The following is an 18,358-nucleotide window of genomic DNA, read 5'->3' as shown; positions in this document are numbered from 1 at the left end:
ACAAAACAGACGAGTCCGGAAGAGCTAGATCTAGCCGCCCGCACCGACGCAGGCGCACAGGAGATGAAGCTCCGGGGTGAAACTCCGGAGGGTGAACTGGCCTACGAAGAAGGACGAGCAGCTGGCGTCAAACGGGCCGTCGTTACGACAGAGCCCTGGGCCGAGATCCACGAAGACGAGGAAACCGTTGTCATAAACATGGGTCCCCAGCACCCCTCGACGCACGGAGTTCTGAGGCTGATGTTGGAGCTGGACGGGGAGGTAGTCCTCAGAGTCAAGCCAATCATAGGCTATTTGCACACCGGCATGGAGCGCACTGGCGAGATGCTTACCTACGTCCAGGGTGCGACCAACGTTACTCGAATGGATTACTTGGCCCCCTTTTTCAACGAGCTTGCCTTCTCGCTGGCAGTCGAGAAGTTGTTGGGCATCGAGGTTCCGCCTCGCGCTCAAGCCATCCGGGTGATGATGTGTGAGCTCAATCGGATTTCTTCTCATCTCGTAGCGGTAGCGACTCAGGGAATGGACATCGGAGCCATCTCGATGATGCTCTATGGCTTCCGGGAACGAGAGGTGCTTCTCAGGTTCTTTGAGAAGGTGACGGGATTGCGGATGAATCACGATTACATACGTCCGGGTGGTGTCGCTGCAGACCTACCGGATGGCTGGGAGGATGACGTGGTTTCTCTGTGCGATTACATTCCCCCAAAGATTGACGAATACGAGGAGCTGCTTACCGACAACCCGATCTGGCGCGAACGCACGGTTGGAATTGGCGTCATAACCACACAGGAGTGCTTAGCCCTGGGAGTTACAGGTCCCAACTTGAGGGCCACTGGTCTTGCATGGGATCTGAGGAAGGAGATGCCCTACAGCGGATATGAAAACTACGACTTCGACGTCGTCACTGGGAGTTCGGGAGATGTTTTCGATCGGTACAAGGTGCGCATCGAAGAGATGCGCCAGAGCGTCAGAATTGTCCGCCAGGTGCTGGAGTCAATGCCCGATGGTGACTACAGAACACAGGACAAAAAAGTCACCCCTCCCCCCAGAGGTCGAATCGATGAGTCCATGGAGGCCTTGATACACCACTTCAAGATCTTTACCGAGGGTTACAAAGTTCCGCCCGGGCAAGCATATGCAGCAGTCGAGTCCCCCAGAGGAGAGTTAGGGCACTACATAATCTCAGATGGAGGCCCCCGACCCTACCGACTTCATGTGAGAGCACCGTCTTTTGCTAACCTGCAAGGTCTCTCAGCAATGATGGAGGGTGGCCTTATCGCGGACGCCGTCGCTGTAATCGCCTCGACCGATCCGGTCATGGGCGATGTGGATCGCTGAATCAGACCATATCGAGACATTATGGCGCTCAGCTACGAAAACCTAAAACGTGCCGAGGCGATTGTCGCTCGGTACCCCCAAAAGCGATCGGCCCTACTTCCGCTGCTGCACCTTGCCCAAGAACAAGACGGGTGGGTGCGGCCCGACTCGATGCGTCAAATTGCCGAGCTTGTTGGGATCACGCCTGCGGAGGTGTTGGGCACAGCCTCCTTTTACACGATGTTCAAGCTTCGCCCGGTAGGCGATCACATCGTGTCTGTGTGCACGAACATTTCATGCCTGCTGTGCGGAGCCGAAGATATTCTTGCGGTTTTCGAAAAGGAGCTCGGAACGAGTGCAGACGGGCTTTCTGCCGACGGGAAAATCTGGTTGGAGGAGGCAGAGTGTTTGGCTGCTTGCGGCGGTGCTCCTTGCGTTCAAGTCAATTACGAGTACTTCGAAAACGTCTCGGTGAAACAAGCAGCGGAGATGGCGCAAGCGCTGAGGCGAGGGACGAGGCCGGCAGGCGGATTAGGCCTCCCTTCCGACTTTGACTCAGCCCGTCGAAGCTCGGGTGGATAGCGATCGACAAGGGAAAGCGGAGGATTTGGCATTGCCCGAGAAGTTGGTCCACAGGCGCATCCACGATCCGGAGGCTTACAAGCTAAAGCGCTACGAGGAGCTGGGGGGATACGCAGCCCTAAAGAAGGCCTTAAGGGAGATGTCGCCAGAAGACATCGTAGAAGCGGTCAAACAAAGCGGGCTCAGAGGTCGGGGAGGAGCCGGATTTCCCACAGGAACAAAGTGGTCTTTTCTCCCGCATGACGTCAGGCCCAGATACTTGGTGGTTAATGCGGACGAGGGAGAGCCCGGCACCTTCAAGGACAGAGAGCTCATCGAAAAAGACCCTCACCAGCTAATAGAAGGCATGGCGATTGCGTGCTACGCCTTGGATGTCCACTGGGCCGCTATTTACATAAGAGGGGAGATGCGCCTTGGGGCGTTTCTATTAGAGAGAGCCTTACAGGAAGCTAGAGAAGCGGGGTACATAGGCGAGAAGATTCTGGGAACCGACTTCAGTCTAGAGGTGGTGGTTCACAGGGGCGGCGGATCGTACATTTGCGGAGAAGAAACTGCCCTGCTGTCTAGTCTGGAAGGTCGCCGAGGAGAGCCTCGTCTTCGACCTCCTTTTCCGGCAGTTGAGGGGCTTTATCGAAAGCCTACAGTTGTCAATAATGTCGAGACGCTTTCCAACATTCCCTACATCGTCTTGGAGGGTCCTGAAAAATACGCAGCCTTTGGAACCGAGAAGTCGAAGGGCACCAGGATCTTTTGTCTTTCGGGTCACGTCAACAAACCTGGGAACTACGAGGTTGAGCTCGGAACTTCTTTTAGGGACCTCATTTACGGCCAGGGAATGGGAATTCGAGCTGGCAATGAGCTCAAGTGTTTCATTCCAGGCGGAGCCTCTGCACCGTGGTTCGGCCCTGACAAGCTAGACGTACCGCTAGACATGGACGTTGTTATGGCCGAAGGCTCCATGTTGGGATCTGGAGCGGTCGTTGTGATGGATGAAACCACATGCGCAGTAAAGGCCGCTGCGCGCCTCGTGCGCTTTTTTGCTCACGAGTCTTGCGGCCAGTGCACTCCTTGCAGAGAGGGATGCACGTGGATGTATAACGTTCTGAAGCGTATTGAGGCGGGTGGCGGACGTCCCGAAGATCTGGATCTGCTCCTGGAGATAGGCGCGGGTATCTCGCCTTCTATCAAGTCTCCCCCTCCCAGTGGTCCGGCCGAGTTCGCAGTTTATACGACGATCTGTTTGCTGGGTCCGTCGGGAGTAGTCCCCGTCAATTCGGCTCTGAGGCTTTTTAGAGAAGAGTTCGAAAAGCACATAGAGTTCGGCGCTTGCCCCAAGGTAGCTACCCGACGTGAGGCTATCTCGGCATGAGCGATTCCCACAGCTCTACTCAAAACAACACGGAGCTAAAGGTTGGGCCGAAGATCATAACCATCACCATCGATGGACGTGATATTGAGGCAGAGGAAGGGCAGCTCTTGATTAGAGCTGCTATAGACAACGGAGTCTATATTCCGCACTTCTGCTGGCATCCACGGATGAAACCCGTCGCCATGTGCCGGTTGTGCTTGGTAGAAGTCGAAGGGATCCGAGGATTACCCCCAGCTTGCACTACCAAAGTTACCGACGGGATGGTCGTTCATACCGCGACCCAGACCGTATCCCAAGCTCAGCAGTGTGTACTTGAATTCCTTCTAATCAACCACCCGCTTGACTGTCCGGTATGTGACAAAGGGGGCGAGTGTCCTCTCCAAGACCAAACTATGGCTTTCGGGCCTGGGGAGTCTCGCTACGTCGAAGAAAAGCGTCATTTCGAAAAGCCAATCCCTATTTCTCCTCTGGTGCTTCTCGACCGAGAGCGCTGCATTTTGTGCGCCCGGTGCACTCGTTTTGCAGAAGAGATCGCTGGGGATCCTTTAATTAGCTTCGTTGGCCGCGGGAACGGTACGCAGGTACTGACGTTCCCTGACGAACCCTTTTCCTCTTATTTCTCCGGCAACACTGTGGAGATTTGCCCTGTCGGGGCGCTCACCGCTGTCCCTTATCGCTTTGCAGCTAGGCCGTGGGATTTGGAACAGACTGACTCGAGCTGTATCCAGTGTTCTGTCGGCTGTCGCATATCGATGCAGTCATCCAGTGGAAAGCTAGTGAGGTTTTTAGGAATCGACTCCGATCCGGTCAACCAGGGGTGGCTGTGTGACAAGGGGCGCTTCTCGTTCGAGTACGCGAACTCAAATAATCGTGTCGCCGCTCCGCTGTTGCGGGTAGGTGACCGGAGGAAAGAGACATCGTGGTCGGAGGCTTTAGATCTTTGTGCTGAACGACTCGAAGCAATTGTCGAAAAGTGGGGTCCTCGCAGCGTCGCTGTGGTCGGCGGAGCAAAGAGTACCAACGAAAGTGCTTACGCTTTTGCACGCCTAGCGCGAGGCGTGATCGGAACTCCCAATGTCGATGCCCAGATGGGGGACGGACTCGATTCGGCATTTTTGTGTTCATCTGGCGCAGGCGAGAGGGCTTCCATTTCGGATCTAGACTCGGCATCATGCGTCGTGCTGGCCGCGCCTGATCTAAAAGAAGAACTTCCTGTGCTCTACCTCAGGGTGCGACAAGCCGCTGTAACTTACGGTGTTCCCGTGATTGAAGTTTCGGGGCGCGACACCTCTCTGACGCCTTATGCCCACACAGTCATTAGGACCAGGGAAGGAGAGGTCGCATATGCGCTCTGGGTTCTTGCGCGAGCTATCGGAGCAGCACAGCGTCTTCCATTAGAAGAGGTGGACAAGTCCTCTCTGGACCAGGCCATAGAGACGTTGGAGTACCAAAAGCGGCCTGGAAAGCCGGTTATCGTGGTGGGAAGAGATAACTTGGCCGCCCAAGCGGGGGGTTTGGAGGCGGCCGCTGTGGCGCTGGCCAAAGTTACTTCAGCAAAGGTGCTACCGGTCGAGCATCGCGGCAACATCTTGGGTGCTTATTGGTCAGGGCTGAGCCCTACGATGCTACCTGGAGCGCGATCTGTAGGAGACTCGGAGGCGCGGGCTCGATGCGAGAGCATGTGGGGACACACGCCTTCCTTCGAACAGGGGGCTGACGCAGTAGGCATTCTTCAAGGCGCGGCCACTGGCGAGATCAAAGCCCTTATTCTTTTGGGGGCTGATCCACTAGGTGACTTTCCGGATCAGCGGTTGGCCCGCAAGGCCCTTGATGGCGTTGAGTTCGTTCTGTCAATTGATGCTCTTTTATCTCCATCAGCACAGGCTGCTGATGTTGTGCTTCCCGCCGCAGCTCACGGCGAGCACTCTGGCTCGTTTATGAATTTAGAAGGTCGCATTTTCTGGAACAACCAAAAAGTTCGCCACTACAGGTTGTCCCGACCCGAGTGGTACGTGGCCCAAGAACTCGCTGAGCGGTTTGGAGACTGTACTTTTCCGGAGGGCACAAGGGAGCTCTTCGAGGAGCTAGCCAGGTGCGCAGGGGTCGAGGGTGAAGTGTCACTCGGAAGCCTCGCTTTGGCGTCGACCACTGGCGATGGAGTGCTTCTCAGCCACCGCTTCGAACCCTACAAAATTGAGTCAGAAGTGACTCCGCCGCCGGCTCCTGTTCAATACGCATTCAGGCTCGTCGCTACTAGGCAGCTTTATGGAAACGGTGTTGTAAACAACGCCTGCGAGCACTTGTCGAGCCTGGGGGATTCGCCAGCGGTGCGCCTAGCTCCGAGAGACATGGACAAGCTGGGCATCACTGACGGCGACTTGCTGCGCTTGACAAACGGAGACGTGACTTGCGTTTTGCCGGCTCGGAGGGATGTGTCGCTCAGCGAAGGATCCGTTGGAGTTACCTTCAACCAAGATTTGCCCGAGTCATCCGTGACCGTAGGCGATAGCAGCGTCGCCCGCTCTCAGATCTCGACGTTGATCGAGTGTGCACAGCGCGTGACGGAGGTACGCGTAGAGACAGTTAAACCAAGATCCGACGCTCAAGGATGATTGATGAAACTTTTGATCGCGGAGAGATAGGGATAAAAAGGCATATGCACCCAACGACCTTAGAGCGAGGAGTCTGAACACGAGCCGTGGAAGGACCTGTAGATCTCCTCTGGATTATCACTGGAATCGCTAAAGTCATCGTGATCTTTGGTGCCACGCTGCTATCCATCTTGTTTCTCATCTATGCAGAGCGCAAGCTAGTGGCTTTTATGCAAGTGAGGATTGGACCTAACCGTGCTGGCCCCAAGGGGCTTCTTCAGACGCTAGCCGATGGCATCAAGCTTTTCTTCAAGGAGCAAGTAACGCCTATCGAGGCCAAACGAGCTCTCTACGTGATGGCTCCCCTACTCACGCTTGCCCCGCCTTTCATCACGCTGATGTTAGTTCCCATCGGTGACGCTATCGAAATTGCCGGAAGGAAGGTGTACTTACAGGGTGTAGATGTGAGTGTAGGACTCCTCGTGTTTTTGGCCATGTCGTCGATGGCTGTGTACGGGGTCACCCTTGCGGGTTGGTCGTCGGGATCTAAGTATCCGCTCTTAGGAGGGGTTCGCGCATCGGCACAGATGATCAGTTACGAAACTGGCATGGCGTTAGCCTTGATCCCGCCAGTGATCATGGCAGGTTCTTTGTCGACCAGAGCCATCGTGCTTCAACAGGCGGGGACGTGGTTTGGGTTCGTCCCCAAGTGGATGGTGTTCCCCCATATCGTGCCCTTTTTAGTGTTCATGGCTTGTGCGGTGGCCGAGACTAACAGGGCCCCCTTTGACTTAGTAGAGGCGGAGTCGGAGTTGGTTGGCGGCTTCAACACCGAGTACTCCGGGATCCGCTTCGCCATGCTTATGCTCTCGGAGTACGCCGGGATGGTCGCTGTGTCGGCGATAGCTGTCACGGTGTTTTTGGGAGGGTGGAACGGGCCGCGGCTTCAGGTTTTGCCGTGGCTTTGGCCTATGGTGTGGTTCTTCGTCAAACTCGGAGTTCTGATATTTGTTTTTATCTGGATAAGAGCGACGCTTCCTCGATTCCGTTATGACCAGCTGATGCGATTCGGCTGGAAAGTGCTCATTCCTGTGGCCCTTTTGTGGCTGTTGGGATCGGCAGGGGTGCAGGCGTACCTCTCGTCTATGAGATAGATAGAGAAGGCGGCCAGGAGGGTGCGAGTACACGAAAGGGATCGAGTGTTGAAGAGAAGGATTAGCCACAAAGAGCGAGACTGGTAGCAAGAAGATGGGCAAGTTCTCGGGATTGAAAGTAACCTTACGGCACCTTTTCAGAAGGCCGGTCACGACACAGTACCCCGAGGAGCAGCGTGTTCGCCCGCAGCGTTTCCACGGCCGGCACGTTCTCAACCGTTATCCGGATGGAATGGAGAAGTGCATCGGATGCGAGTTATGTGCGGGGGTGTGTCCTGCGCGTTGTATATATGTGCGAGGGGCGGAAAACCCGCCAGATGCGCCGATCTCGCCGGGTGAGCGGTACGGCTATGTCTACGAAATCAACATGCTCCGTTGTATTTTTTGCGGACTGTGCGTTGAGGCCTGCCCTACTGAGGCCATCACGATGTCGAATTTGTTTGAGTTCAAGATTTATGACCGCAAGGATGCGATCTACACCAAAGAGGATCTGTTGGTGGGAGAGGACGGCATGCCTCGCCTCAAGGAGGGTGTGGAGCCTGAGTGGGCTATCCAGGCGCTCACTGAAACGGGCGGCTGGATGAGGGCGACCAGTCCCGCTGGTAACGCTGATTTTGAAGGGATTCCGATGTGGTCCGAGGAAAAGCTCTTTGGCCTGCGACCTGCAGAGCGTGGCCAGCGGCGGGAGAAGTCGGATCTAGGAATCGATTCAGAAAATGGCTGAGACAGTGACGGTCGCTGTGGCGGGAGCCCTCTGTATTGTCGCCGCCTTTGGGGTCGTGACGTCAAAGAACCCGGTGTACTCTGCTCTGTGGCTGGCTGCATCGATGTTGGGTGTGGCCGTGCTGTTTTTAGCTCAAGGAGCTGAGTTTCTGGCTGCGGTACAGCTAATTGTTTACGCCGGTGCCGTTGTCGTGTTGTTTTTATTCGTGATTATGCTTCTGGGCGTCGACCGTAGGGAGCAACTAAAAGAAACTTTGCGAGCCCAAAGATTTGGCGCGCTGGCGGTGGCAGTTCCGCTGGGGGCGACGCTGATAGCCCTGGTTCTCTTAGCCGGCGGGAACCCTGTGTACTTTGGAGCTTTGAGGCATCTTGTAGCAAAGGATAACGTGGGCCAAATAGCCGAAGTTTTGTTCGGCGAGTACCTCTATCCGTTTGAATTGACATCGGTTTTGCTATTGGGTGCTGCGATAGCAGCCATAGTACTGGCGAAGAGGGAGGCTATCCCAAAGTGAGAGCGGGAGCCTCCTCTTACCTCACGATCTCGGCGACGATGTTTATCACAGGGGTAGCCGGCTTCATGCTCAGGCGCTCTGTCCTGGTCATGTTCATGTGTATAGAGCTAATGCTTAACGCGGCCAACGTGGCATTCGTGGCTTTTGCTCGCACATTTGGAGACGTCGCTGGGCAAGTAGTTGTCTTTTTCGTGATGGTTGCGGCAGCCGTGGAAGTCGTTGTAGGGCTCGCCATCATTGTCGCGATCTATCGACGTAGGGAGTCGGCGAGCGCTGACGAATTGGCTGCCCTCAATGGCTAACGGGTAGGGCTGGAAGTCAATGAAAGTAGCGGCGTTTTCGATTCCGCTCGTGCCTGCTGTTTCGGCTGCGGTGTTATTGCTCTTCGGAAAGCGGCTGGGCGAGCGTGTGTGCGGGGTGTTGGGAACCCTATCCGTGACGGCATCCTTCGCGGGGGCGGCATATCTCTTCTGGAACCTTCTTTCTCTGGAGGCTCATCGAAGACTATTCATATTCGAGTTGGCCTCATGGATAGCCTCAGGTTCTCTGGAAGCCCCCTTCGAGCTTCTTGTCGATCCATTGTCAATAACCATGGTTCTCGTAATAACCGGAGTCGGGGCGCTCATTCACCTGTACTCGATCGGATACATGAAGGGGGATGCGCGCTTTGGCCGCTTCTTCGCTTACATGAATCTGTTCGTGGCATCTATGGCTGTTCTGGTCTTGGCAAACAATCTCGTTTTGATGTTCCTGGGTTGGGAAGGCGTCGGCCTGTGTTCGTATCTGTTGATCTCGTTCTGGTTCGAGCGTTCGAAAGCAGCAGCTGCTGGCAAGAAGGCATTCGTCGCCAATCGAGTGGGAGACCTTGGTTTTATTCTCGGGGCGCTTCTCTTGTTTCGCCACACCGGAACTGTGAGGATTGCTAGCGAAGCGGGATCGGGGCTGATAGCTAAAGCGCCGCTGGTGCTTTCTGGAAGTACAGCAACTGTTGCGTGCCTCTTGCTTTTCGCAGGGGCGACCGGCAAGTCAGCTCAGTTCCCGCTTCTGGTGTGGCTACCTGATGCCATGGAGGGTCCTACTCCAGTTTCTGCCCTGATTCATGCTGCGACTATGGTGACGGCGGGTGTGTTTTTGGTGGCGAGGCTAGGGCCTGTATTCGCTATCTCGCCAACCGCCTCCTGGACTGTAGCCGGTATTGGAACGCTCACTGCTTTTGTAGCAGCAACAGCCGCACTCGCTCAGACAGATCTAAAAAAGATTTTGGCGTATTCCACGGTGAGTCAGCTCGGGTTGATGTTCGCTGCTGTAGGAGTTGGTGCTCTCGCCGCTGGCATTTTCCATTTAGTCACTCACGCATTCTTCAAGGCTCTCTTGTTTTTGGGTGCTGGATCGGTTATGCACGCTACAAATGGCGAGACGGACATCCGCCGATTCGGAGGTTTGAGGCGCCATATGCCTATTACCTCTGCCACTTTTTTGGTGGGTTTTCTGGCGATATCGGGGATACCCCCACTGGCTGGCTTTTTCTCGAAGGACGCCATCCTTACGGCAGTTTTTGGATCTGGCACCAAGGGCCAGGCCTTATGGGTCGTTCTTTCTGCCTCCAGCTTTCTTACAGCGTTGTACATGTCTAGGGCTTTTATGCGGACCTTCTATGGTTCGCCCGGCTACTCCGAGGCTGAAATTCACCCACATGAGTCTCCTCCGGTTATGACGGTTCCGCTCGTTGTCCTAGCGAGTGGATCGGCTATTGCTGGAGTGTCGGGGATCCCGAGGATAGCGCCTCTTCTGTCTCACTTCTTAGAGCCCTCTGTTGGCATCCATCCCGAGGCATTCGGAGCACGAGAGCTCGCTGTGGGGTTCGCCGCTTTGGTCTTGGCAGTGTCGGCGATTTGGGCGGGGGGACGCTTGTGGCTCAGCCGCACTGCCGAGGAACGTGGGGAACTGCTGGCGTCCCTTCCGTTTGGAAATGCAGCTTACCGGTTCTTTGCTAGTGGATGGATGTTGGACCGGTTGTACGAGGCGATCTTCGTTACTTTTGGATCCAAAGCCGCTTCGTTTTTGGCAACCACAGTTGATCGAAACCTAATCGACGGGATCGTTGATGGAGTCGGCGCCCTATTCACCGGTGCTGGACGGGCGTTGAAAAAGGTTCAGACTGGCTACGCCAGGCGCTACGCTCTGGCAATCGCCGCAGGAGTGCTGCTGTTGTTGACAGGAGCAGCAGTTGCCAGAATCGTAGCGATGGGGTCGTGACGGTGCGTTTCGGCGAGCTTCCTTTGCTGTCGATACTCGTGTGGACTCCCGCTCTCGGAGCGGTATTGATAGCTGTGCTCCCGGGCAACTCCAAATTGGTTAGGCGCGGCATCGCCGGGGTGGCGATGGCGGTTTCGCTGATTGCATTCATCGCTGTGGCAGCTGGCTTCGCCAAGGGCACAGCTGAATTTCAGTTTGTGGAGGACTACCCCTGGGCTCCGACGATTTCGTCCCGGTACATCCTCGGAATCGACGGAATCAGCCTGCTAATGGTAGGGCTTACTGTTGTGCTATTTCCGGTCTCTGTCCTGGCCACGTTGGACTCCCCTTCCATAAAAGAGGGAGAACGGCCCTACTTATCCTTGCTGCTCGTTCTCGAGTCGGCGATTTTAGGGGCGTTTCTCGCCCTCGATCTTCTTTTGTTCTTCGTGTTTTGGGAGGCCGTCCTCGTGCCGATGTACTTCCTCATCGCGGGGTGGGGATCCGATCGGAGGCAGTATGCGGCTATCAAGTTTTTCTTGTACACGATGCTCGGTTCGGCCTTTTTGTTCGTTGGGATCGTGTATCTAGCCGTCGCACACTCGCATCTGTCCGGGACGTTCACTTTTGATCTGCGGCTGCTCGATGGAGGTCAATTTTCAAAAGCCACCCAGGTTGCTCTTTTTGCCGCATTTGGAGCCGGATTCGCGGTCAAGGTTCCGGTGTTTCCGCTGCATACCTGGCTACCCGACGCTCACACGGAAGCGCCTACCGCTGGATCGGTCATTCTGGCGGGCGTCTTACTAAAACTAGGGGTATACGGATTTCTGCGGTTCTCTCTCCCGCTGTTTCCCCAGGGTGCCGAGGCGCTGCTACCACTCCTCTTGGTGCTAGGTTTGGTGGGGATTGTTTACGGAGCCCTAGTCTCGGCAGTGCAAAAAGACCTCAAGCGCCTCATTGCATACTCGTCGGTCTCACATTTGGGCTTTGCAATAGTGGGTATTTTCGTTGTTACTTCCCAGGGCGCTCAAGGTGGCCTTTTGCAGATGTTCAATCACGGGGTATCCACAGGAGCACTCTTCCTGCTTGTAGGCATGGTCTACGACAGGCTGCATACCCGCAGGATCGAGGAGATGGGGGGGATCTGGTCGGTGATGCCAGTTTATGGGGGCATCTTCTTACTGACAGCTCTCGCATCTATAGGACTTCCTGGATTGGGTGGTTTCGTGGGCGAGTTTCTGGTTCTTGCGGGTAGCTTCCTGCGTAACCCGGTAATCGCTGCAATCGCTGGTTTGGGCGTGATATTGAGCGCCGTGTACCTGCTCTGGGCATTTCAGCGGGCTTTCACAGGAGTGCGCGGTCCGAGAGTCGGTTCGGAAGCATACGACATACGGGGTCGAGAAGTGGTGGCGCTGGTCCCCCTGGTCGCTCTCATGCTCCTGGTAGGACTGCATCCCGAGCCGTTGATCGAGCGCTCCGAGCCATCCCTTGATAAAGTAGTAAGAAATTTCGCTTCAGAAGCTGGAATCGACCGCCCCGACCTTGTCGTCGCCCAGACTGCGTCTGACGGCTCCAAAGGTGCGATCGATGATGCCTCGGGCGATTCTGACGAGTTAGATAATTCGAGGGGAACACCCGCCGCTAGCAACGGGCCCGTCGAAATCTCTCATTCGCTTGGATCCTTAGCCTCGCAGGAGTCTGGCCGATGAGTACGGCGAGCACAAAGATCGCCCTACCCATCGTTGACTTTTTTGCGCTCGGTCCCGAGATCGCGCTCGCGTCAGGAGCGTGCCTTCTGCTCATCGCTAGGGCCATTATGGTGCGCTCGGTCGAGATGCGTGCGCGCAAGGTAGTGTCTCTCGTTCTCTCGTACTCCGCAAGCCTTGTCGCGTTGGGGTTGGCGCTAGCAGACCTTGTCCGGGTTCGAAGCCAAGGTCCTAGCCTGACGGCGGGTAGTCTCATAGCAAACGACGCCTATTCAGCCAGCTTCAAGCTGGTCTTTGCTGCCATGGCTGTCCTCGCGATCGCTATGGGCTACAGCGGATTGTCGAGGGACGGACGCGTTCGTGAAGAGTTCGGGGCACTCGTACTACTAGCTTGCGCAGGGATGATGGCGATGGTCTCCGCCGTGGACCTCATCGTTGTTTTTCTCGCTCTAGAACTGTTTTCTATCAGTTTTTATGTTCTCGCCGGGTTTTTGAGAGACAGTCCTGCGCCCCAAGAAGCAGCCCTCAAATACTTCCTGCTCGGTTCCTTTGCTTCGGCTTTTTTGTTGTACGGAATTGCACTCGCCTACGGCGGCACGGGTTCTTTGAACCTCGGTGTGATTTCCTCTGTGTCTTCCAGAGGATCTTTTTCCTGGCTACTGCTTGCTGGTACAGCACTGCTTTTATCCGGTCTTGCCTTCAAGGTCGGAGCGGTTCCTTTCCACATGTGGGTGCCAGATGTATATCAAGGGGCGCCATCTTATACCTCGGGCTTCCTAGCGGCCGGTGCCAAGGCAGCGGGGTTTGGAGCTGCGATGCGGATATTCGCAGCGCTGGTTCCCAGCAGGGATTTGTGGCTCCCACTCGTGGTGGGCGTGGGGGTCGTGACGATGATTGTCGGGGCGGCAGCTGCGATAGGTCAGCAAAACGTCAAACGCATGCTCGGGTACTCTTCGATCGTTCACGCGGGTTACCTCTTTTTGGGAGTCGCCTCGCCGGTTGAGGGAGGCGCCCAAGCAACCCTGTTCTACATCGTTACCTATGCGGCAATGATCTTTGGTGCTTTTGCGATCGTCGCCATCTTCCAGAGGGAGAGAACCGACGCCGGAGATTTGGTGGATTTCAGGGGGATGGGAAGAAAGCGCCCACTTTTGGGTGTGGGATTAACCATTTTACTATTGGGCCTCGCCGGAATTCCTCCGACAGCAGGTTTTATAGCTAAGCTCTACTTGTTTCGGGCGGCAGTACAGGCGGGCCTTGTGTGGTTCGCTTTGGCCGGCGCGACAGCCTCGGTCGTGGCTGCCTTCTTCTACATCCGTCTCGTCATAGTTTTGTATCAGCCAGAGGAGAAGAGTGCCAACGTTGTCGACACTGCGTTGCCAGCGGTGCACCTCGATGCCATTGCTCCTGGAGCTTTGTCGGCTGCCATCTTTGCGACAGTTGCAGTGACTTTGATACTGGGTGTCTTCCCCCAACCAGCTCTCGGCTTCGCGGAAGCAGCCCGACTAATAGGCGGCGGTTGATGGCTTCGGAAGGGTCGACTCCAGATCCCGTTTTGCCAGATCCGACCTCGCCAGAAGTAGAGCCAATTCCGGGAGAGTCTCATGTAGTTAGAGGTTTGCACCGTCACGAAGTGCGCCAAAACTACTGGGCAATAGTGATTAGTGAAGCCGCTGCTGCAGGGTTTCTAACCCTACGATCGGGATACCTGGGTGCTGTCTTCGAGCCGGTTTCATCGACGGTTTTCGCAATTACTTTTGCTGCTACAGCCCATCGTTGGCTGAGCCCGCTTGTCGCGCCGCTCATTGGGCGTCTCTCGGACCGGTCCGCCCGTCTAGGTGGGCGCAGAAAGCCATTTATGGCGGCCGGGCTTATCGTTATCGGAGTCGCTTCGGTTCTTTTAGGCGTGGGTCCGCGTTCATATTGGCCGATGGTACTTATAGTGGCAATTGCCTCGGTGGGTTGGACTTCGTATCGTATCCCCCGCTTTTCGGCGACGCCAGATTTGTTCGGGCAGAGCATTTGGGCTGGAATGGAAGTGTCTCTAGCAATAGCGGGGCTCCTGCCCAACCTCTTCATACAGGTAGTGATCAACAGGACTTGGGAGCGGAGTCACTCGACAGCTTTCGTTTTTGCTGGAGTAGTCGCTCTCATTGGGGGAATCTACGTTTTGCTTAGGGTCAAGGAACCCCGGGTAGAGCAAGAGATTGCGGCTGCACGAGCTTCAGGAATGACCATCCAGGAACGGTTGCACTACGTTGCGAGCCACCGGAACCTTCTCGTTTTGCTAGTGGCTGTAGGAATCATTAGTACTGCCGCGTCTCCGGTAGCACCGCTCTACGTGTTGTACGCTGGTAAGGTCTTGGGAGTGGGAGCTAGAACTGTAGCGGCGGCTGGCATTTACGGTTCCCTCGTAGCTCTTCCCCTTGTTCCCCTCGTCGGAATTGTCGCTGCCCGCCTTGACAGGAAAGTCGTAGGTGTGGGCTGCCTCGCCATTGCAACCTTTCTTGCTATAAAAGCGTACAACGCGTCGGACATTGTCACTATCACAGCATACGGAGTTGTGGCAGCTCTAATTGGCGTGGCTATTGCAGTGTCGCTAGGAACTCTTTTGCTCGTTCTGTTTCCTCGTGAAGTCTTAGCCGAGATAGCGGGCTTGTGGACGGCCATTACCACGATTGGGTCGATTGCAGTGTCCTATGGCGTGAGCATTGGTATACAGGTCACTGGGAACTGGAGACTGGTGTGGCTTCCCTTGATTTTCGGATGTCCTGCTGCTCTTGTTTGCCTGCTCTTCTTAGACTTGCCCCAGCGTTACAGGCGTCCAGACATCTCAAAATTGAGGTCTTCGATGCGAACGTCCCTTCAGGCGGGTATTAGAGGATTCGGCCCTGCAGCTCCGGACCACAGTGGTCACAGTCCCGAAGAAAGAGCGTGAGTAAGTGCATTCCGTACCTCCCGAATGTGCTCGGGGTCTTCAACCTTCGACCCCGACGAGTCGACGACGTAGAAGACATCTGCGGCTGTCTCGGCCAACGTCGCAATCTTGGCTGCACGAATGTCAAGGCCCAACTCCGCCAAGGTCCTCGCTATGTCGTATAAGAGCCGCGGCCTGTTCTGAGACTGGACCTCGATTATCGTACGATTTTTCGAGCTTGCATTGTCGATGTGGATGAGCGGTTCGCTATGAGGGCTGCGTAAGGCAGATAGCTCGGCAGCTTCATGCGCAGTCTTGTCCGAGTCGAGCTTGTAAACGACTTTGCGTTCTTTGGTCGTTTCTTGCATGACCTTGAAACTACCAGCTCTGCGAGCCTGCGCATCCAATTGCTGCCGCCACTCAGTGGTCTTGAGGCCGAGCCGGTAGGAGAGAGCGATTTTGCCCGCGATCACCGATCTGATCTGGTTCTGTAGTTCCGATAGTCCTTCTTCAGAGGACAGTTTGCCGGAGAGAGTGTGAACAAAGAACAAGTCGACCGCGATCCGAGGCTGTGTTTCTAGTGAGTGCGCTTGAGCAGACACTACGGACATACTACTGAGCGCAGTACAGCCAGCGATTTTCGCGAACAACCCGGGGGTGTCTTGAGCTACGACCACAAGCTCGTAGTAGCTGTCTCCGATGTCCCGCGCTTCTACTGCCGGCGCTCCGCCTTCTCGGAGGTGTCGAGCGAGAGCAGCAGCCGTGAGCTCCAAGGTTGGCATCCTTGACGCTATGGACGCCGTCAGGCTTAAGGGAGATGCTTTGGACAAGTGTCGGGCAACGGACTCCCCAACGCCTGCCCGCCTCAAAGCGTTTTCGAATTCAGCGATGATCTGGTCGCGATCGGCACTGGCGAGAGCGTGCCTACCCATCGCATCTACGGATGGTCTGGCGCGACACGCCATGTAAAGCTGAGTCACCAAAGACCTACGCCAGGAGTTCCACACCTGAGGACCGGTAGCTGAGGCATCGGCCAAGGTGAGTAGGTATAGGTCGTCGAGAAGTGACGGATTTTCCAAAGCGTTGTGGACTGCTTCGACTGTAGCGGGGTCCTGAAAGTCTCTTTTTAAGGCGGCTTCGGCCAACACCAGGTGGTGAAGGACTAAATGGGCACAGCGCTTTGCCGAATCGTCGCTGTATCCCAGCTCTATAGCTACCTGATGTGCGATGTGGGAACCGATCTTAGCGTGAGAAGAATGCTCTGACGTCGAGTTCGAGTTTGAACGGAAGGCTCGTGCAGTTAGGCCTTTTCCGATGTCATGAAGCAGGCATGCAAGTCTGAGGGTAAGCGCTCGTTCGCTATCTGCGCTCTCTGCTAGCTCGGTAAGGTGTTCAACAAGCATCGAGGGCCAGATTCCGGGTGTATCGAGGACTGCCTTCTGGAATGCGTATAGGAGGCGGGAAAGGGTGGCCCAAGAGTGCACGCCGACCGTGAAGGTGTGGTATTGATCGCTCTGATACAATCCTTCGATGTTTTTCCAGTGCGGGATGGCTTTCTGCATAATTCCGTAAGCCTGGAGGAACCGGCCTTTTTCGAGTATTTCGTCCAATGGAGCTTGTAGAACCCTGAGTAATTGGCTTCGGGCGTCATCCGCGTTTGTCGGCTGTCGTTTGGCCGTCTGACCCGAGGCTTCGTCTGGTACCCTCGCATTAGATACTGCGCTGGCTTTGAGTACCTGAGGCAACATCATCGTTGGCGACAACCGCCGTGCTTGAGCCTTAGCATCGTTTACTAAAAGGCACAGGTTTCTCTCGACCAAAACTTCGGTGGCAACAGCGGCTCGGAGCGCCCTTTGAGTTATGCACTTTGCAAGTACCTCTCCGAAGCGAGCTTGCAGCCGGGTTACTGCAGATGTATCCAGGACATCCTGGGAGCGCCGGTAGCAGAGGTGAAGGGCGGATCTAAGAAGCAAGAGATCGCTCTTGGCGCGGAGCAGAATCTTTTGATCTTCTGGTGATAGGACTTCGGTAAGGTCGAGGCCGAGGCATTTAGCGACCCACTCTATACTGCAGAGGTCTCTCAGGCCTCCCGAACCGAGTTTTAGGTCCGCTCCCAGATACCCTGCCCCCCAGCGGAGACCGTCGAAGACGGGAAGAGCGTTAATCCGCCTCTTTCGCTTTTCAAGGATGTCCTGAAGGATTCTCTTTCGGCGCTTAGCGACCAAAGATTCGATTCGCTCGGAAAGTTCCTGGAATAGCGATGGTGCACCAATGATGTGACGAGAATCTAGGTGGCTTACGGTTGTGTCGAGCTCCGAGGATGCAATTGCCACTGCCTCTTTCGGGGTAACAACCGAGTGGCCCACTTTTAGCCCCGAGTCCCATAACGGATAGAGGATTGCCGCCGAAATTTCCTTGATTCCCTTGACTCCAGGGAGATAACAAATGGTCAGGTCGATATCGGAGTAAGGGCAGACCTCTTTTCGACCGTATCCTCCTGTAGCTACTAGAGCAACGAGAGTTGCGGAACCTTTGGCCGCGGTCCTGAAACGCTCGATCTGACGGGAAATTTCTCGTTCGGGAGAGTGACTCGTCTCTTGGGAGCTCGAAGGGTCGCTAGGTCCAGTGGATGGGTCGATTCCTACAGCCGCAGCAAAGATTTCCTCAATGCAGGTGTCGGTCGCATCTGAAAGCTTGCGGCACAGTGCCAATCCCGAAAGGTCGACGCCGTCGCTCGTCTCGAGGGCAGTTCCCACCGCGGTGTCCGTTTCGATATACGAATCGGCTAATGCTGCCGAGATCCGGGCAAAGTGCTCCTCTGCAAGCTCGATCCGAAGTTTTTGAATTTTGCGCCCTGCGTCATGGGCTCGCTGGGCGCGGCTGTGTCGACCGGGCAAATTGTCAGAGAGCGTCGCTACCCCGCTCCCCTGTTCGGATGCGAACTGCCTCTTCAAGCGGGAATACGAAGATCTTTCCGTCGCCGATCTCTCCTGTACGAGCGGCATTGACTATAGCTTCGATAACCGCATCTACCATGTCGTCGGCGACCGCGATCTCCAGACGCAATTTCGGGAGGAACTACACTTTGTACTCGGCGCCCCTGTACACCTCGGTCTGGCCCCGCTGGCGCCCGAAGCCTCTAGCTTCGCTTACCGTAAGCCCTTGGACACCTACCTTCTGAAGGCTTTGTTTCACCTCCTCCAACTTGTGCGGCTTTATGATCGCAACAATCTGTTTCATCTTCCCTCC

General features: G+C 55.6%; 13 protein-coding genes and 1 pseudogene. 12 read left to right on the top strand and 2 right to left on the bottom strand.

The annotated features are described in order from the left end of the window. The first annotated feature begins 63 nt into the window (after positions 1-63). The 12 genes from C4318_00185 to C4318_00130 all read left to right on the top strand — a co-directional run bounded on the left by C4318_00185 (position 64) and on the right by C4318_00130 (position 15,130). A complete protein-coding gene (locus C4318_00185; protein ID MER3453565.1) occupies positions 64-1,341 on the top strand; it encodes an NADH-quinone oxidoreductase subunit D in 1,278 nt (425 codons plus the stop codon). 21 nt (positions 1,342-1,362) lie between these two features. Continuing rightward, positions 1,363-1,902 (top strand): NAD(P)H-dependent oxidoreductase subunit E, encoded by a 540-nt coding sequence (locus C4318_00180; protein ID MER3453564.1) that lies wholly within the window; start codon positions 1,363-1,365, stop codon positions 1,900-1,902. A 31-nt stretch (positions 1,903-1,933) separates the two neighbouring features. Next, complete coding sequence (locus tag C4318_00175) at positions 1,934-3,271, top strand: NADH-quinone oxidoreductase subunit F (GenBank protein MER3453563.1); 1,338 nt, start codon at positions 1,934-1,936, stop codon at positions 3,269-3,271. Beyond that, the gene (nuoG, locus tag C4318_00170; protein ID MER3453562.1) at positions 3,268-5,883 is read left to right on the top strand and encodes an NADH dehydrogenase (quinone) subunit G; all 2,616 of its coding nucleotides are present in this window, start codon (positions 3,268-3,270) and stop codon (positions 5,881-5,883) included. The genes C4318_00175 and nuoG overlap by 4 nt, the downstream gene beginning before the upstream one ends. 86 nt (positions 5,884-5,969) lie before the next feature. After that, positions 5,970-7,016: an NADH-quinone oxidoreductase subunit NuoH gene (locus C4318_00165; GenBank protein ID MER3453561.1), complete on the top strand. Its 1,047-nt coding sequence runs from the start codon at positions 5,970-5,972 to the stop codon at positions 7,014-7,016. Between the two features lie 94 nt (positions 7,017-7,110). Beyond that, positions 7,111-7,740 carry an NADH-quinone oxidoreductase subunit NuoI gene (locus tag C4318_00160; GenBank protein MER3453560.1) on the top strand — a complete coding sequence of 210 codons (630 nt, stop codon included), beginning with the start codon at positions 7,111-7,113 and terminating at the stop codon, positions 7,738-7,740. Continuing rightward, on the top strand, positions 7,733-8,251 hold the full coding sequence (locus tag C4318_00155) for a hypothetical protein (protein ID MER3453559.1): 519 nt from the start codon (positions 7,733-7,735) through the stop codon (positions 8,249-8,251). The genes C4318_00160 and C4318_00155 overlap by 8 nt, the downstream gene beginning before the upstream one ends. A gap of 38 nt (positions 8,252-8,289) precedes the next feature. Further along, a complete protein-coding gene (locus C4318_00150) occupies positions 8,290-8,553 on the top strand; it encodes an NADH-quinone oxidoreductase subunit NuoK (GenBank protein ID MER3453558.1) in 264 nt (87 codons plus the stop codon). Between the two features lie 19 nt (positions 8,554-8,572). Then, positions 8,573-10,507, top strand: a complete 1,935-nt coding sequence (locus C4318_00145) for an NADH-quinone oxidoreductase subunit L (GenBank protein ID MER3453557.1) — start codon at positions 8,573-8,575, stop codon at positions 10,505-10,507. Between the two features lie 2 nt (positions 10,508-10,509). Continuing rightward, a complete protein-coding gene (locus C4318_00140; GenBank protein MER3453556.1) occupies positions 10,510-12,195 on the top strand; it encodes a Fe-S-binding domain-containing protein in 1,686 nt (561 codons plus the stop codon). Continuing rightward, positions 12,192-13,715, top strand: coding sequence for an NADH-quinone oxidoreductase subunit N (locus C4318_00135; GenBank protein ID MER3453555.1), 1,524 nt, complete (start codon positions 12,192-12,194; stop codon positions 13,713-13,715). The genes C4318_00140 and C4318_00135 overlap by 4 nt, the downstream gene beginning before the upstream one ends. Then, complete coding sequence (locus tag C4318_00130; protein MER3453554.1) at positions 13,715-15,130, top strand: hypothetical protein; 1,416 nt, start codon at positions 13,715-13,717, stop codon at positions 15,128-15,130. The genes C4318_00135 and C4318_00130 overlap by 1 nt, the downstream gene beginning before the upstream one ends. Here C4318_00130 and C4318_00125 read toward each other — a convergent pair. Next, complete coding sequence (locus C4318_00125; protein ID MER3453553.1) at positions 15,106-18,114, bottom strand: hypothetical protein; 3,009 nt, start codon at positions 18,112-18,114, stop codon at positions 15,106-15,108. The two genes, C4318_00130 and C4318_00125, sit on opposite strands and share 25 nt — an antisense overlap. Continuing rightward, positions 18,011-18,349 (bottom strand): annotated as a pseudogene (locus C4318_00120) (transcriptional regulator). The gene C4318_00125 and the pseudogene C4318_00120 overlap by 104 nt, the downstream one beginning before the upstream one ends. Positions 18,350-18,358: the final 9 nt, after the last annotated feature.

The organism is Acidimicrobiia bacterium (assembly GCA_040289475.1).
Classification (GTDB): Bacteria; Actinomycetota; Acidimicrobiia; order ATN3; family PSLF01; genus PSLF01.
Note: the sequence above shows the minus strand (reverse complement) of the source record. Positions and strands in the feature narration are given on the sequence as shown.

Coding starts and splice junctions, on each gene's coding strand:
- C4318_00185 (MER3453565.1), top strand. CDS start 64: ATGAAGCTCCGGGGTGAAACTCCGGAGGGTGAACTGGCCTACGAAGAA.
- C4318_00155 (MER3453559.1), top strand. CDS start 7,733: ATGGCTGAGACAGTGACGGTCGCTGTGGCGGGAGCCCTCTGTATTGTC.
- C4318_00145 (MER3453557.1), top strand. CDS start 8,573: ATGAAAGTAGCGGCGTTTTCGATTCCGCTCGTGCCTGCTGTTTCGGCT.
- C4318_00130 (MER3453554.1), top strand. CDS start 13,715: ATGGCTTCGGAAGGGTCGACTCCAGATCCCGTTTTGCCAGATCCGACC.
- C4318_00150 (MER3453558.1), top strand. CDS start 8,290: ATGTTTATCACAGGGGTAGCCGGCTTCATGCTCAGGCGCTCTGTCCTG.
- C4318_00125 (MER3453553.1), bottom strand. CDS start 18,114: ATGCCGCTCGTACAGGAGAGATCGGCGACGGAAAGATCTTCGTATTCC.
- C4318_00160 (MER3453560.1), top strand. CDS start 7,111: ATGGGCAAGTTCTCGGGATTGAAAGTAACCTTACGGCACCTTTTCAGA.
- C4318_00135 (MER3453555.1), top strand. CDS start 12,192: ATGAGTACGGCGAGCACAAAGATCGCCCTACCCATCGTTGACTTTTTT.
- nuoG (MER3453562.1), top strand. CDS start 3,268: ATGAGCGATTCCCACAGCTCTACTCAAAACAACACGGAGCTAAAGGTT.
- C4318_00180 (MER3453564.1), top strand. CDS start 1,363: ATGGCGCTCAGCTACGAAAACCTAAAACGTGCCGAGGCGATTGTCGCT.